This is a genomic window from Streptomyces sp. NBC_01092, assembly GCF_045039535.1.
Taxonomy (GTDB): Bacteria; Actinomycetota; Actinomycetes; order Streptomycetales; family Streptomycetaceae; genus Streptomyces.
Genome location: NZ_CP108659.1, coordinates 735,263 through 750,441, shown reverse-complemented (window position 1 = coordinate 750,441; position 15,179 = coordinate 735,263). Strand labels below are relative to the sequence as shown.

17 protein-coding genes are annotated in these 15,179 nt (G+C 71.1%); 10 read left to right on the top strand and 7 right to left on the bottom strand.

All coding sequences use genetic code 11. From position 1 onward, the window contains the following. Positions 1-134: 134 nt before the first annotated feature. Both OG254_RS03145 and OG254_RS03140 read left to right on the top strand, forming a co-directional pair. Positions 135-845: a chitinase gene (locus OG254_RS03145; protein WP_147994642.1), complete on the top strand. Its 711-nt coding sequence runs from the start codon at positions 135-137 to the stop codon at positions 843-845. Between the two features lie 38 nt (positions 846-883). Next, positions 884-1,789 carry an aldo/keto reductase gene (locus OG254_RS03140; RefSeq protein ID WP_405577042.1) on the top strand — a complete coding sequence of 302 codons (906 nt, stop codon included), beginning with the start codon at positions 884-886 and terminating at the stop codon, positions 1,787-1,789. Between the two features lie 19 nt (positions 1,790-1,808). Here the strand turns inward: OG254_RS03140 and sph are convergent, their stop codons facing one another. Both sph and OG254_RS03130 read right to left on the bottom strand, forming a co-directional pair. Continuing rightward, on the bottom strand, positions 1,809-2,795 hold the full coding sequence (gene sph, locus OG254_RS03135) for a sphingomyelin phosphodiesterase (RefSeq protein ID WP_405577041.1): 987 nt from the start codon (positions 2,793-2,795) through the stop codon (positions 1,809-1,811). Between the two features lie 120 nt (positions 2,796-2,915). After that, complete coding sequence (locus OG254_RS03130; protein ID WP_405577040.1) at positions 2,916-3,374, bottom strand: pyridoxamine 5'-phosphate oxidase family protein; 459 nt, start codon at positions 3,372-3,374, stop codon at positions 2,916-2,918. A gap of 135 nt (positions 3,375-3,509) precedes the next feature. Here OG254_RS03130 and OG254_RS03125 point away from each other — a divergent pair, with 135 nt between their 5' ends. Further along, entirely contained in the window at positions 3,510-3,896 is a 387-nt protein-coding gene (locus tag OG254_RS03125) for a VOC family protein (RefSeq protein WP_351185919.1), read from the top strand. Between the two features lie 49 nt (positions 3,897-3,945). Beyond that, positions 3,946-5,016, top strand: coding sequence for an adenosine deaminase (locus OG254_RS03120; RefSeq protein ID WP_405577039.1), 1,071 nt, complete (start codon positions 3,946-3,948; stop codon positions 5,014-5,016). A 14-nt stretch (positions 5,017-5,030) separates the two neighbouring features. On the opposite strand, the gene OG254_RS03115 is transcribed toward OG254_RS03120, so the two are convergent. Both OG254_RS03115 and OG254_RS03110 read right to left on the bottom strand, forming a co-directional pair. Then, positions 5,031-5,540 (bottom strand): mycothiol transferase, encoded by a 510-nt coding sequence (locus OG254_RS03115; protein WP_351185924.1) that lies wholly within the window; start codon positions 5,538-5,540, stop codon positions 5,031-5,033. A 50-nt stretch (positions 5,541-5,590) separates the two neighbouring features. Then, entirely contained in the window at positions 5,591-6,478 is an 888-nt protein-coding gene (locus OG254_RS03110; protein ID WP_405577038.1) for a LysR substrate-binding domain-containing protein, read from the bottom strand. A gap of 137 nt (positions 6,479-6,615) precedes the next feature. On the opposite strand from OG254_RS03110, the gene mgrA reads away from it, so the two are divergent. After that, positions 6,616-7,608 (top strand): L-glyceraldehyde 3-phosphate reductase, encoded by a 993-nt coding sequence (gene mgrA, locus OG254_RS03105; protein ID WP_405577037.1) that lies wholly within the window; start codon positions 6,616-6,618, stop codon positions 7,606-7,608. Here the strand turns inward: mgrA and OG254_RS03100 are convergent. Then, complete coding sequence (locus OG254_RS03100; protein WP_405577036.1) at positions 7,598-8,581, bottom strand: oxidoreductase; 984 nt, start codon at positions 8,579-8,581, stop codon at positions 7,598-7,600. The genes mgrA and OG254_RS03100 overlap by 11 nt on opposite strands. A 101-nt stretch (positions 8,582-8,682) precedes the next feature. Here OG254_RS03100 and OG254_RS03095 point away from each other — a divergent pair, with 101 nt between their 5' ends. Further along, entirely contained in the window at positions 8,683-9,606 is a 924-nt protein-coding gene (locus OG254_RS03095) for an AraC family transcriptional regulator (RefSeq protein ID WP_405577035.1), read from the top strand. Here the strand turns inward: OG254_RS03095 and OG254_RS03090 are convergent. Further along, positions 9,596-9,883, bottom strand: coding sequence for a DUF1905 domain-containing protein (locus OG254_RS03090; RefSeq protein ID WP_405577034.1), 288 nt, complete (start codon positions 9,881-9,883; stop codon positions 9,596-9,598). The two genes, OG254_RS03095 and OG254_RS03090, sit on opposite strands and share 11 nt — an antisense overlap. Positions 9,884-9,951: 68 nt before the next feature. After that, positions 9,952-10,335 carry a nuclear transport factor 2 family protein gene (locus OG254_RS03085; RefSeq protein WP_405577033.1) on the bottom strand — a complete coding sequence of 128 codons (384 nt, stop codon included), beginning with the start codon at positions 10,333-10,335 and terminating at the stop codon, positions 9,952-9,954. A gap of 349 nt (positions 10,336-10,684) precedes the next feature. On the opposite strand from OG254_RS03085, the gene OG254_RS03080 reads away from it, so the two are divergent. The 4 genes from OG254_RS03080 to OG254_RS03065 all read left to right on the top strand — a co-directional run bounded on the left by OG254_RS03080 (position 10,685) and on the right by OG254_RS03065 (position 15,166). After that, entirely contained in the window at positions 10,685-11,095 is a 411-nt protein-coding gene (locus OG254_RS03080) for a hypothetical protein (RefSeq protein WP_405577032.1), read from the top strand. Positions 11,096-11,187: 92 nt separating this feature from the next. Continuing rightward, on the top strand, positions 11,188-13,533 hold the full coding sequence (locus OG254_RS03075) for an FHA domain-containing protein (protein WP_405577031.1): 2,346 nt from the start codon (positions 11,188-11,190) through the stop codon (positions 13,531-13,533). A gap of 9 nt (positions 13,534-13,542) precedes the next feature. Further along, positions 13,543-14,085: a hypothetical protein gene (locus tag OG254_RS03070; RefSeq protein ID WP_405577030.1), complete on the top strand. Its 543-nt coding sequence runs from the start codon at positions 13,543-13,545 to the stop codon at positions 14,083-14,085. Further along, entirely contained in the window at positions 14,075-15,166 is a 1,092-nt protein-coding gene (locus OG254_RS03065; protein ID WP_405577029.1) for a serine/threonine-protein kinase, read from the top strand. Before OG254_RS03070 ends, OG254_RS03065 begins: the two co-directional genes overlap by 11 nt. The last annotated feature ends 13 nt before the right edge of the window (positions 15,167-15,179 follow it).

Genomic DNA, 15,179 nt, shown 5'->3' with positions numbered 1-15,179 from the left:
TTGAGTGTGTGACCACACCCCCCACCACGGCCGCCCCCACGCCGTGACCGACACCGTCGGTGCGTGCGCACAAGGGTGCTGATGTCCCCAGCCCTTGTAGGGGTGCGGCCGTGCTCCGCAAAGGAGTTGATCCTGTGTCGAGGCGCCGTATAGCCGCACTTGTCTCCGCACTCGCCCTGGGCAGCGCCGCACTGGTGCTCCAGCCGGCCCCGAGCGCGTCCGCCGCCGGGTTCGTCGTCAGCGAGGCCCAGTTCAACCAGATGTTCCCGAACCGGAATCCCTTCTACACGTACAGCGGCCTCACCGACGCGCTGAGCGCCTACCCCGGCTTCGCGAACACCGGCAGCGACACCGTGAAGAAGCAGGAGGCCGCGGCCTTCCTCGCCAACGTCAACCACGAGACCGGCGGACTCGTCCACATCGTCGAGCAGAACACCGCCAACTACCCCCACTACTGCGACCGCAGCCAGCCCTACGGCTGCCCCGCGGGCCAGGACGCCTACTACGGCCGCGGCCCCATCCAGCTCAGCTGGAACTTCAATTACAAGGCCGCCGGCGACGCCCTCGGCATCGACCTGCTGGGCAACCCCTGGCGGGTGCAGAACGAGTCGGCCGTCGCCTGGAAGACCGGCCTGTGGTACTGGAACACCCAGACCGGCCCCGGCACCATGACCCCCCACAACGCCATGGTGAACCAGGCCGGCTTCGGCCAGACGATCCGCTCCATCAACGGCTCGCTGGAGTGCGACGGCAAGAACCCGGCCCAGGTGCAGAGCCGCGTCGACGCCTACAACCGGTTCACCTCGGTCCTCGGCGTCTCCCCGGGCGGCAACCTCTACTGCTGACGCCCCCGCGTGCCCGGGGCGTGTGCGAGACTCCGCCGATGACCTCGGAAACGATCACCGCGGACGCCGCGGGCACCTGGGAACTCGGCGACCTGCCCGTGCGCCGCGTCGGCCTCGGCGCGATGCGGCTCACGGGCAGCGCCGCCTTCCACCACGGGACGCCGAGCGACCGTGAGCGCTCGATCGCCGTACTGCGCAAGGCGATCGAGCTCGGCGTCACCCACATCGACACGGCGGCCTTCTACTTCTCCGCCACCCGCTCCGCCAACGAACTGATCAACACCGCGCTGGCGCCGTACCCCGACGACCTGGTCATCGCCACCAAGGTGGGCCCCTTCCGCGGCTACGACGGGGAGTGGGGCACCTCCGCCCGCCCCGACCAACTGCGCGGCCACGTCGAGGAGAACCTGCGCCAGCTCGGCCGCGACCACCTGGACGTCGTCTATCTGCGCCGGATGCGGCAGGACTCCATCGCCGAGCACTTCGGGGCGCTGGCCGAACTGCGCCAGGCCGGTCTGATCCGGCACCTCGGCATCTCGGCCGTGGAGCCACGGCATCTCGCCGAGGCGCAGGCCATCGCGCCCGTGGTGTGCGTACAGAACCGGTACGCGCTCGACCGGCCCGACTCCGAGGCCGACGAACTGCTGCGCCTGTGCGGCGAGCAGGGCATCGCCTTCGTGCCGTTCTATGCGGTCGCCGGGGACGCGGGGGAAGGGGGCGCGACCGCCGCCCACGACGACGAGGTGCGCGCCGTGGCGCGGGCGCACGGCGTGAGCCCCGCCCAGGTGCGCATCGCCTGGACCCTGCACCAGGGCCCGCACGTGCTCGCCATCCCCGGCACCGGCAACCCCGGCCACCTGATCGAGAACGTGGCCGCGGGAGCCGTACGCCTGACCGGCGACGAGCCGGCCCGGCTCAACGCGGCCCGGGAACAGGCCGGTTGAGCCGGACCGCCGGCATCACTCAGCCCGTGTACCCGGTCACCGGGTAGTGGTCGGACAGGTTCGTGTACGTGTAGTCGGTGCCCCAGCTCGTCACCGTCCAGGGCGCGCTCTGCTCCTTGACGACGTCGTTCTTCCACACCGTGGGACGGGCGTGGCCCGCGCGGTGCAGGACGTAGTCCAGGTCCTCTCGCGGGTCGTCGGGGTAGCGGTCGCGGGCTATGGAGTTGTCCTGCGTGTCGAAGGAGTACGGGTGCCCGGTGCGCGCGTCGGCCCCCACCAGCCCGGCGTCGGCGAGCATCGAGGCGTACTCGGGCGTGCGCGAGTCGACGTTCAGGTCACCGGCGAGCAGCACCTGCTCGTATCCCGGGATGTTCTTGGCGTCCAGGAACGCGTCGATCGTCTTGAACTGCCGGCTGCGCATGGCGGCCGCCTCGCCCGCATCGCAGCCCGGGTCCGTCGACTGGGCGTGCGTGCCGACGACGTGCACCTTGGTGCCGTTCACGTTCAGCACGACGTAGGCGAAGCCCTTGTTGGACCACCAGTCCGCGCCGCACGCGTCCTTGTAGACCCACTGCTCCTTGCGCACGATCGGCCACTTGCTGAGGATCGTGACCCCGCCGTCCTCCGGCGTCGTCGCCGAGTACGCCCCACCGGTGGCGTCCCAGCCGCTCTTGGCGCGCCCGACGACCGGGGTCTGGTACGGGTACCGGCCGGCGAGCGAGCTCTTCAGCGCGTCCGAGGAAGAGTTGTCGAACGCCTCCTGGAGGACGACCACGTCGTTGCCCTGCACGAACGGCGCCTTGGCGATCTCGGTGGCCCGGTGGTCCTGGCCCCAGTTCGGGTACAGAGCCTTGCTGAACAGGAAGACGTTGTACGTCAGCACCTTGAGCGGCGGCGTCTGCTCGGCGGCGGACGCGGTGGGCGCCGAGCCCACGAGACCGGCGGTGGCGAGCGAGAGCGCTAGCACGGCCGAGCCCTGTGCACGGCGGTGTGCGAGGAGCGTCACTGGATCTCCCTGTGATCGAAGGGGGTTGAGGGGCGCCGCACATCAAACCATCAGGGATTACTCTCAGGTAACACTCGTGCGGGAATTGGATGGCGCGGGGACGTACGCAATGGAAGTTGTTCAGACAAGCCACGTTCCGCTTCGCATCAGATGCCGCCCAGGCAGCTCGTGCACCTCATGCCATGCCTGCACCGCCACGGGACGTACCTGGTAGTAGGAGTACGCCGCGGAGTCCGCGCGTGGATCCCAGCCCGTCTTCGCGCGGAACGCCTCGGCGGCCGCGACCGGCACCTCGTCGTCGGTGTGGACGTCCACCTCGCCGTCGATGAGGACGACGTCACGCGTGTCCCCGAAGGTCAGCCGGGTCAGGCGGCCGGCGCGCAGATTGCGGCCCGTGGGGTTGCCCGGACGCGTGGCCATCCAGAGCGCCTCGCCGTCCCAGACGAACCACAGCGCGACCAGACAGGGCACCCCGTCACTGTCCGCCGAGGCCACCCAGACGTCCGTCTCCCGTTCCAGCCGGTCCAGCACGTCCCGCTTGCGACGCTCCGGGCTGCGCGGCTCATCCATGATCGTCATGCCCGGAAACGCTAGTCGTCGGCCGCCTTTCGCACCTCGGGCGAGAGGCGTAGGGCGAAGGTCCCGGGTATGACTGGCGCCGACTAGGTTTTACGTATAACCTCTCCCGTCAATCGAACCTCCCGGAAGGCCCCGATGAGACGCATCGCCCTGGTCACCCTCGTCGTCGACGACTACGACGAGGCGATCCGCTTCTACACCGAAGCCCTCGGCTTCCGGCTCGCCGAGGACGCCCCGCGCCCGGACGGCTCCCGCTGGGTCGTCGTTCAGCCCGGCGACCAGGGCACCGCACTGCTGCTGGCCCGCGCCAAGGGGGACGAGCAGGGTGCCCGGGTCGGCGACCAGACCGGCGGGCGCGTCGGGTTCTTCCTGCACACCGACGACTTCGCCCGCGACCACGCCCGGATGCTCGCCGCCGGCGTGACCTTCCTGGAGGAGCCCCGGCATGAGCCGTACGGCTCGGTCGCCGTCTTCCAGGACCTGTACGGCAACCGCTGGGACCTGCTCCAGCCCGCGGACTGAACGCTCCCTTCGCCGCTTCGAACCGCCCCGCTCAAAGAGAGACCGCACCATGAATGCTACGCGCGTAGACACAGACGTGATCCGCCGCCTCCCCAAGGCCGTCCTGCACGACCACCTCGACGGCGGCCTGCGCCCCGCGACCCTGGTGGAGCTCGCGGCCGAGGTCGGCCACACCCTGCCGACCACCGACCCCGACGAGCTCGCCGCCTGGTACTTCGAGGCCGCGAACTCCGGAGACCTGGTCCGCTACATCGCCACCTTCGAGCACACCCTCGCCGTGATGCAGACCCGCGAGGGCCTGCTGCGCACCGCCGAGGAGTACGTGCTCGACCTGGCCGCGGACGGGGTCGTCTACGGCGAGGTGCGCTACGCCCCGGAGCTGAACACCAACGGCGAGCTGACCATGGCCGAGGTCGTCGAGACCGTACAGGAGGGCCTCGCCGCCGGTATGGCGAAGGCCGCGGCCGCCGGCACTCCGGTGCGCGTCGGCACCCTGCTGTGCGGGATGCGGATGTTCGACCGGGTGCGCGAGGCGGCGGACCTCGCCGTGGCCTTCCGGGACGCGGGTGTGGTGGGCTTCGACATCGCCGGCGCCGAGGCCGGCTTCCCGGCCGCCGACCACCTCGACGCCTTCGAGCACCTGCGTCGCGAGAGCGTGCCCTTCACCATCCACGCCGGTGAGGCCGACGGCCTGTCCAGCATCCACCAGTCGCTCCAGATCTGCGGCGCCCAGCGCATCGGTCACGGCGTGCGCATCACCGACGACATCGTGGACGGCAAGCTCGGCCGCCTGGCGGGCTGGGTCCGCGACCGCCGTATCGCCCTGGAGATGTGCCCGACGTCCAACCTCCAGACCGGCGCCGCCACCTCCATATCCGGGCACCCGATCACCGCGCTGAAGGACCTCGGCTTCCGGGTCACCCTCAACACCGACAACCGTCTGGTGTCGGGGACGACGATGACCCGGGAGATGTCGCTGCTGGTCGAGGAGGCCGGCTGGACGGTGGAGGACCTGCGCACGGTCACGGTGAACGCCCTGAAGAGCGCCTTCATCCCGTTCGACGAGCGCAAGGCCCTCATCGAGGACGTCGTTCTGCCGGGCTACGCGGCCGCGCTCTGAGACGGCCCGCGGGGCTACAGGTTCGGTAGCAGCCCCCGCACATAGGCGGCCTGTCCGACGTGCTGGAGATCGTCGGACAGGACGCTGACCAGCCGTACGCCCAGGGTCACCGGTGGATCCCAGCGTTCGTCCACGATCCGCTCCAGGTCCTTGGCGGCGACCTCGCGCAGGGCCCCGAGGGTCTGGGTGTGCACGGCGTCGTAGTAGCGGGTCAGCAGGTCGCCGGAGTCGACCCGGACCTTGGCGACCTTCGCCGGGGTGTGGCCGTAGCCCGTGTCGTGGCGGGGCAGATCGAGGCCGAAGGTCTTCTGGTAGTCCTGCGTCAGCCACACCTGGTCGAGGTCGAAGGCGTCGGCGAGGTGATCGTCCTGGACCCGGGTGAGATGCCAGATCAGCCAGGCGACGGAGTTGGCGTCGGGGGAGGGGCGGGCGCTGAGCTCGTCCGGGCCTAGGCCCTCGACGGCGGCGTGGACTTCTTCCTGGATGCGGTTGTACCCGTCGATGAGGATGTCCTTCGCATGCATGGCTCCACCATCGCGCAAAGCCGTCCCGCACGCGCCCCTTCAGCCGTCCGTCACGCGCCTTCCGTTTCCAGCAGCGCCATCAGGGCCCGGGCCGCCGGGCTCGTGGCCTGCGCGGGCGGCAGCAGGGCGACCGTCTCGTAGACGGTCTCGCCCGTGCCCTTCACCGGCAGGGCGGTCAGGGACGGCCGCTTGTGCCGGAAGTGGCGCGGTACGACGGCGATGCCGAGGTCCTCGTCCACCAGGTCCAGCAGGCTGTGCACGTCGTTGACCTCCAGGGACACGGTCCGCCGTACGCCCGCGGCGGCGAACACCGCGTCGGTGGCGCGGCGCGGCCCCCAGTCCGGATGGAAGTCGACGAAGACCTCCCCGCCCAGATCCCCCGGAGTGACCGCGGCCCCGGCGACGGCGAGGCGGTGGCTCGGGTGGCACAGGACGGTCATGGGCTCGCTGGTCAGCGGTACGACACGCAACTGGTCGGTGTCCTCCTGCGCCGTCCGCACCGCGAAGGCCAGATCCAGGCGTCCGGCCGCGACCTCCTCCGCCAGCGCGCCCGAGCCCGCCTGCCGCAGACAGATCTCCACGTCCGGATGCTCCCGCCGGAAGGCCGCGAGCAGCCCCGCCACATGCACCCCGGCGATGCACTGCTCGGACCCGAGCGCCAGCATCCCGCGCAGCACGCCCTGCACCGCGGCGACCGCCTCGTGGGCGGCCCGCACCTGCGCCAGGATCCGCTCCGCCTCGCACAGCAGGGCGCGGCCGGCCGGAGTGAGCGTCACCCGCCGGGTCGTGCGCACGAACAGCGGGGTCTGCAACTCCCGCTCCAGAGCCCGGATCGACGCCGACAGGCCGGACTGGGACACCAGCAGTCGCTCGGCCGCCCGGGTGAAGTGCTGGTCCTCGGCGACCGCCACGAAGTGCTGGAGATGGCGCAGTTCCATGATTGAGCAGCCTAGCCGCTGAATCCCATCTGATTTACCTGTTGGACCACTGCCCGCAGGTCGCGACAGCATGGACGGCGACTGGATTACCGGCTCTTCGGAGCCGTCCTTCGTGTGCCAACCCCTCTGGAGTCGCGTTGTACACCGCACACACCGACCGCTACGCGGACATGCCCTACCGGCGCACCGGACGCAGCGGCCTCAAGCTCCCCGCGCTGTCCCTCGGACTGTGGCACAACTTCGGTCCGGACCGCCCGGTCGAGACCCAGCGGGCCATCCTGCGCCGCGCCTTCGACCTCGGCGTCACTCACTTCGACCTGGCCAACAACTACGGCCCGCCGCCCGGCGCCGCCGAGTCGGCGTTCGGCGAGGCGCTGAAGGCGGACTTCGCGCCGTACCGCGACGAGATGATCATCTCCACCAAGGCCGGCTATCTGATGTGGCCCGGCCCGTACGGCGAGTGGGGCTCGCGCAAGTACGTGCTGTCCTCGCTCGACCAGAGCCTGAAGCGGATGGGCCTGGACTACGTCGACATCTTCTACTCGCACCGCCCCGACCCGGAGACTCCGCTGGAGGAGACGATGGGCGCCCTGCACTCGGCGGTGCAGCAGGGCAAGGCGCTGTACGCCGGCGTCTCCAACTACTCGCCCGAGCAGACCCGCGAGGCCGCCCGCATCCTGGGTGAGCTGGGCACCCCGCTGCTCATCCACCAGCCCGCCTACTCGATGCTGAACCGCCGCCCCGAGGAGGAGGGACTCCTCGACGCCCTGGACGAGCTCCAGGTCGGCTCGATCGTCTACTCCCCGCTGGCGCAGGGCCAGCTGACCTCCCGCTACCTCGACGGCATCCCGAAGGACTCGCGGGCCGCGAGCGGCAGCCCGTTTCTGAACGTCGACGCGATCACCGACGACCTGATCGGCAAGCTGCGCGCCCTCGACGAGATCGCCAAGTCCCGCAGCCAGACCCTGGCCCAGCTGGCTCTCGCCTGGGTCCTGCGCGGCGGCCGGGTGACCTCGGCGCTCGTCGGTGCGAGCAGCCCGCAGCAGATCGAGGACAGTGTCGCGGCCATCCGCAACCTGGACTTCGACGCCGACGAGCTGGCCCGCATCGAGGCGATTCTCAAGCCGTAAGGCGCTCGCTGACCTCCCAGAGGCGGGCCGCCGCCTCTGGGTCCACGGCGTAGGACAGCACGCCCGGCGTCTCCGCTCCGGCGCGCCACCCGGCCTCGTCGGTGTCGGCCACCAGGGGGCTGACGTCGCAGTTCTCGCAGTAGACCCCGCCCAGTGCGGCCAGCTGCGGGCTGGTGGCGCACCAGACGCTGGAGGCGGCTCCCTGCTCCACCGTCTTCAGCTGGCGGGACGGGTCCCGTACGGGCCGCCCCTGCTCGTCGAGGACACCGGCCGCCCGGACGACCTCCGCGGAGACGTGCTTGGCGAGGCCGGTCTCGATGATCGTGCCGGGGTGCACGGAGAAGGCTCGCACCCCCTGGGGCCGCCCGCGCCGGTCCAGTTCCACGGCGAAGAGCGCGTTGGCCGTCTTGGACTGGCCGTAGGCGACGAAGGGCTCGTAGGGCCGGTGCTCGAAGTGCAGGTCGTCGAAGTCGACGTTGCCGAAGCGGATGCCCCGCGAGGACACGGCCACGACCCGCGCCCCGTCGGCCGCGACCAGCGCGGGCCACAGCCGGGCGACCAGCTGGAAGTGCCCCAGATGGTTGGTGGCGAACTGCGCCTCGTACCCGCGCGCGTCCCGCGTCAGCGGGGTCGCCATGATCCCGGCGCTGTTGACCAGGATGTGCAGCGGACGCCCGGAGGCCAGGAACTTCTCCGCGAAGGCGTCGATCGACGCCGGGTCCAGCAGGTCCAGGTACTCGACCTCGGCCCCGGGCACGTCCGTCAGCGCGGCCCGTGCCCGCTCCAGGTCCCGCGCCGGTACGACGACCTCGGCGCCGGCCGAGCGCAGCACCCGGGCCGTCTCCAGGCCGATGCCGGAATAACCGCCGGTGACGATCGCGACCTTGCCGGTCAGGTCGACCCCCTTGATCACCTCCTCGGCGGTGGACGCGGCGCCGAAGCCGGAGGGCAGGGGGTGCTGTGCGGTGGTCATGGTGCGTATCTCCTCAACGTGAGCCGACCAGACCACCGTAAGGACGCGGTTCCGTACGATGAATACTTGAGAATCCGCATTACTTGCGTGATAGTTCGAGCATGACCGCAGATCCGCTGTCCGAGGCCCTCGCCGTCGCCGATGCCCGCAGCGTGCTCTCCGGTGGCTTCACCGCCGGCGGCACCTGGGCGATCCGGCTGCGCGGGCGCGACAAGCTGAAGGTGGTGGCCGTGGTGCGGGGCAGCTGTCTGCTGGTCCGCGAGGAAGGCGGCGAGCCGTTGAAGCTGTCCGAGGGGGACGTGGTGGTCTCCGACGGGCGCCGGCCGTATGTCCTGTGCAGTGAGCTCGGCGTCGAACCGCTGGACTCCGCCGACGTCACCGTGGACCCCGTCACCCGGACGGCGCGGCTCGGTGCCGGCACGGACGAGGACGTCGTCTGCGTCTCCGGGCACATCGACCTGAGCCGGGACAGCGGCGAACTGCTGCGCCGGGCACTGCCGGAGCTGATCCACGTACGGTCCGACGCGGCCGAGGCCTCGGCGCTGCGCTGGCTGATCGGGCAGTTGGCCGAGGAGGTGAAGACACGCCGGGCCGGGGTCGACTTCGCCTCCGACCACCTGGCCCAGCTGATGTTCGTACAGGTGCTGCGGGTCTGCCTCGTCGAGTCGGAGGGGCTGCCGCCGGGCTGGCTGCGCGCCCTGGCCGACGAACGACTCGCCCCTGCCCTGCGCCTGATGCACGGCGATCCGAGCCACCCGTGGCAGCTGGAGGAGCTCGCCCGGGCGGCCGCGATGTCCCGGACCACCTTCGCCGTACGGTTCAAGGAGGCGGCCGGGGTGCCGCCCCTGACGTATCTGCTGAACTGGCGCATGAGCCTGGCCGCCCGCGCCCTCAGGCAGGACACGGCCCCGGTCGCGGCGCTCGCCCGTTCCGTCGGCTACACCTCCGAAAGTGCCTTCAGCAACGCCTTCAAGCGGGCGGTCGGCGTCGCGCCCCGGCGCTACCGGGAAGCCGCTAGGAGCTGATCCGCTCCTCCAGGCGGACGGTGACCGTGTCGCCCTCCGTCTTGCCGATGGCCTTGCGGATGTCGGCCTTCACCGGCAGCTTGTGCGTGCCGTCGCCCAGGGCCATGAACGAACTGCGGAAGGGGTGTCCGTCGATCGTGCCGCGGACCTTGATGAGCCCGCGGGTGCCGAAGAAGTCGACGCTCCTCGGCCAGACGAGATAGGTCCAGCCGCCCTCGTTCGGACTCTTGCGCAGGACGGCCGTGAACTCCTCGTCCAGCTTGGCGGTCGTGGTCATGGTGGTTCCTCCGCTCGCGGTGGTCGTGTGGTGAAGACCGCCGCGAGCGCGGAAACTCATCGCGGACCTCACGCCCCGGCCGGAAGCCGGTCCAGGAAGCCGAGCACGGCCGTGATCCGCCCCTCGGTATCCAGCGTGATCACATCGGACCCGGCCACCGGCGCCGAGCCGGCGGCTTCGTTCACGAGCTCCCAGGAGAAGCGGGCCGTGTCGTGGTGGCCCTCGACGGAGCTGTTGAGCCGGAAGACGAAGCCGGGGAATTTCGCGTGCGCCGCCGAGATGACGGCCACGATCCCCTCGTGTCCGCGGACCTCGGCGAGAGGGTCGGTGTATCCGCCCTGCGGGCTCCACGCCGTGGCGACCGCCCGGGCCAGGGCGTCGGGCTCGCGGGTGTTCCAGGCCGCGAAGTAGAGGGCGACGGCGTGTCCGTAACGGTCGGTGTGCGCGGGCATGGCGGATCAGCCTCCACGAGGTCGTCGATGCTGCTCAGGAACCGGATCCCGGTCTCGGTGACCCGGTACCGCCACGATGCCCGCCCGTGCCGGAAAGCTCGATTACGCCCGAGGTAATGCCCCGCCGGTGAGGCCGACTTGACGTGTACCCGCCGCATTTCGGCCAACGAATGCTGTGAATATGCCAGGAGAGTGGCCGGAAAGTCGTGGTGACAGTGTTTCAGTAGTGAACATACTCAACTACGTGGGCGCTTCACATGGGGCGACGGCGCCCTTACGCACCGCTCACGAGCCGCACGGAAAGCGAGGTCCGCCGAGAGGCGAACACGGCACCACGGGGGAGGCTTGCGTGCACGACGAGTTCCTTTGCCATGTCACCGCCTACGGCGTCTGCGGCGGGCGGCGCATCGGGGTACCCCTGGGAACCTACCGGGCACCCACCCTGGCGCTGGCCCTGTGGTGGCTGCGCGACCGGGCGTCCTGGATGGCCGAGCGATTAGACCCGCGACCGGAGGCGGAGCACTTCCCACCCAGTGCGCTCGTCCCGGTCGCCGACACCGTGCCCGACGTCCCCGCCGTACTGCGCAAGTGGTGTGGCGACGTCGGACAACAGGAGCTGGTCGCCGACGAGTTGGCGGCCGGACGCCTGGTCCGGATCGCCGTGAGCGACGAAACCACCGAGTACGAACTGCTCGCCGAGTCGGTGGACGCACTGCGCATGCAGCGCACCCTCCCGGCGCTCTTCGTACCCGTCGGCTGACCCCCGTGGCGAAGCGATCCCCGCCCTTCCGAGCCCCTGGCGCAGGCAGGTGCAGGCAGGCGCATACAGGGGCAGATCGATAGAATCCTGGCATGGCGGAGCGTTCGTACGCACCGACTGCCCCCGTACTCGTCCTGGAGACCGACTCGGGCTCGACCGTGATGACCCCGGGCCGCGACTACCGCGTCGGACGCGACCCGCTCAGCGACATCGTCATCGACGACTCCCGCGTCTCCTGGCACCACGCCGTGCTGCGACCCGAGGCCGGCCACTGGACGCTCGCGGACGACAACAGCACCAACGGCACCTACACCGACGGTCACCGCGTCCAGGAGTGGGACGTCGGCCCCGGCACCGTCATCCGCTTCGGCAACCCCGCGGACGGCCCCCGCGCGATCCTGCTGGACCGCACCACCCCGACCCGCGCGCCGGAACGCCCCTCGGCCGTCTCCATGCCCGGACGCACGGGCACCTTCCGGCAGCCCACCAACGTCCGCCCGCTGCCCACCCGCACCGTCCGCATCGGCCGAGCCGCCGACAACGACCTGGTGATCGACGACCTCGTCGTCTCCCGCCACCACGCCGAGCTGCGCGCCCTGCCCGACGGCAGCTACGAGATCGCCGACCTGGGCAGCCACAACCGCACCTACCTCAACGGAGCCCCGGTCACCGGCGCCCCGATCGCCCCCGGCGACATCGTCGGCATCGGCCACTCCGCGTTCTGCCTGGTCGGGGACCAGCTCCAGGAGTACGTCGACACCGGCGAGATCTCCCTGGAGGTGCAGGACCTCGCCGTCACCGTCGACCGGGGCACCAAGACCCTGCTCGATCACGTCTCCTTCCCGGTGGGGGAGAAGTGCCTGCTCGCCGTCGTCGGTCCGAGCGGCGCCGGCAAGTCCACGCTCCTCAACGCCCTGACCGGACAGCGCCCCGCCGACCACGGCACCGTGCTCTACGACGGCCGCGACCTCTACCGCGACTATGCCGAGCTGCGTCAGCGCATCGGCCTGGTCCCGCAGGACGACATCCTGCACGCCCAACTCACCGTCCGCAGCGCCCTGTCCTACGCCGCCGAGCTGCGCTTCCCCCAGGACACCGCCAAGGCCGAACGCCGGGCCCGGGTCGACGAGGTCATCCACGAGCTGGGCCTGGAGCAGCGCGCCGGGCAGCCCGTGCACAGCCTGTCGGGCGGGCAGCGCAAACGCGTCAGCGTCGCCCTGGAGCTGCTGACCAAGCCCTCGCTCCTGTTCCTCGACGAACCGACCTCCGGGCTCGACCCCGGCATGGACCGCTCGGTGATGCACATGCTGCGCGGCCTCGCCGACGACGGCCGCACGGTCATCGTCGTCACCCACAGTGTGCTCAGCCTCGACGTCTGCGACCGCCTCCTCGTCCTCGCGCCCGGCGGACGCATCGCCTACTACGGACCGCCCGAGGAGGCACTGCCCTACTTCGGCTTCGAGCACTGGCCGGAGGCCTTCGAGGCGTTCGAGCACGACCAGGACCGGGACTGGGCGGGCGACTACCGGACCTCGCTCTTCCAGCAGCAGTACATCGCCGACGCGACCGCACAGCCCCGGCAGTCCCGCACCGACCCGGTCGTCGTCAGCCGGCCGCCCCGGCCGCGCGGTCGCTCCGCCCAGCTCGGCACCCTGATCCGCCGCTACGCCTCCGCACTCGGCGCCGACCGCACCTTCCTGGCCATCATGATCGCCCTGCCGTTCGTGATGGGCGCGATGGCCCGCGCCCTGGCGGGCAGCAGGCTGACCCAGGAGACGGCGATGAACGCGCTGCTGATCCTGTGCGTCGGCGGCGTCCTGACCGGCGCGGCGAACGCGGTGCGCGAACTCGTCAAGGAGCGCGTCATCTACCGGCGCGAGCGCGCGGTCGGCCTGTCCAGATCGGCGTACCTGCTGTCCAAGGTGGTGGTCCTGGGCACGATCACCGTGCTCCAGGCCGTCGTACTGACCCTGGTCGCCCTGCTCGGCGTCGACCTCAACGCCCCGGGCGGCGAAGGCGTGTTGATGCCGCCCCTGGTCGAAATCACCGTCGCCGTCGCACTGCTGGCCTTCACCGCGATGATGCTCGGTCTCGTCGTCTCCGCGCTGGTGCGCAAGGAGGAGGTGACGATGCCGCTGCTCGTACTGCTCGCCATCGTCCAGGTCGTCTTCTGCGGCGCCCTGCTCAAGCTGCACGGCGTCCCCGGCCTGGAGCAGCTGTCCTGGCTGGTGCCCTCGCGATGGGCCCTCGGCGCGATGGCCGGCACCGTCGGGCTGGCCCGGATCGTGCCCGGCGACCTGACCGGCGATCCGCTGTTCAGGCACTCGGCCGGGGTGTGGCTGTTCAACGTGGCCATGCTGGTCGTGCTCTCCTTCATCTTCGGCTTCGTCGTCTCCCGGCTGCTGCGCCGGCGCGAACCCGTCGTGATGCGGAAGTAGGCCCGCGCGATGACTTCCCCCGGCTTCCGGCCCACCCACGTCGTCCCCGGTCACGGCATGCCCGCCTGGGAGGCACCCGACCCCGCCCGGCCCACCGTGCCCCTCGACGCCTACCTGCCGGTCCAGCTCGTCGAGCGGCGCGGCGACTGGGGGCACATCCTGTGCGCCAACGGCTGGTCGGCCTGGGTCGACGGCCGGTTCCTGGTCGCCGTACCCCAGGACCCGCCCACCGCCGACGGCCCGCTCGCCCGTACCGCCGACCCGCGCCCGCTGCTCGCCCGGGCCGAGCGGGCACTGTCCGGTTACCGGTCCGCGGTGGAGGACCTGGCGGCCGGCGGCCTGGACGGCGAGTCCTTCCGCGGCCGCACGCGCGGCGTACGGGTCGGGGTCGTCGTCGACGGGGAGTCCGTGTGGCTGTACGACACCGAGCACGGGCGATGGCTGTTCGCGGACGGCACGCGGCTGAGCACCTACGCGACGGACGACGCGCCCCGCGCCGAAGCGGAACCCGGCCAGGCCCCGACCCAGGTCGTGACGCCCGATGGCCCGTGACACGAGCCTGTTCTCCGGCCGCCCCTCCGAGCTGATCGGCCGCCAGGTCGCCGGCTACCGCATCGAGCGCGAGATCGGCCGGGGCGGCATGGCCGTGGTCTACCGCGCACGGGACCTGCGCCTGGAACGCACCGTCGCGCTGAAGCTCCTCGCCCCCGAACTCGCCCGCAACGACACCTTCCGCCGCCGCTTCACCCATGAGTCCCGGGCCGCCGCCGCGATCGACCACCCGCACATCGTGCCCGTCTTCGAGGCGGGCGAGACGGACGGCGTCCTGTACATCGCCATGCGCTACGTCGCCGGCAGCGACCTGCGCCATCTCCTGGACCGCCAGGGCCCGTTGCCGCCCGGGACGGTCCTGCGCATCGCCGCCCAGGTCGCCTCCGCCCTCGACGCCGCGCACGAGCACAGCCTCGTCCACCGGGACGTGAAGCCCGGCAACATCCTCGTCGCACGCGGCACCGACAGCGACCACCCCGAGCACGTCTACCTCACCGACTTCGGCCTGACCAAGAAGTCGCTGTCCCTGACCGGCTTCACCACCGTCGGCCAGTTCGTCGGCACCCTCGACTACGTGGCCCCCGAGCAGATCTCCGGCAAGCCGGTCGACGCGCGCTGCGACGTGTACGGCCTCGCCTGCGTGGTCTACGAATGCCTGGCGGGCCGTCCGCCGTTTCGCCGAGACAACGACATGGCCCTGCTGTGGGCCCACCAGTACGACGAGCCACCGCCCCTGACCGAGGCCCGCCCCGACCTCGCCCCGCCCGTCGACGCCGTCTTCGTTTCGGCGCTGGCCAAGAGCCCGGACGACCGTCAGGACTCGTGCCTCGCCTTTGTCGCCGACCTGCGCGCGGCTGTGGCCGGTGGCACCGGGGCGGGGCATGCTCCGACGGAGGTGGACCTCAGGGTCGTGGGAGTGGGAGAGGAGCCGGCGGACGCGGAACGGTCGAATGGGCCGGGGGCCGCGGGAGCGTCGAGGGGGGCCGCCGTCGCGGGGCCGCCGAAGGAGTCGGCGAAGGAGTCGGCGAAGTACGAGCCGAAGCCGCCGCCTCGCTGGGCGGAGCCGGTCTTCCGGCGCTGAACGCCGAGCCGGG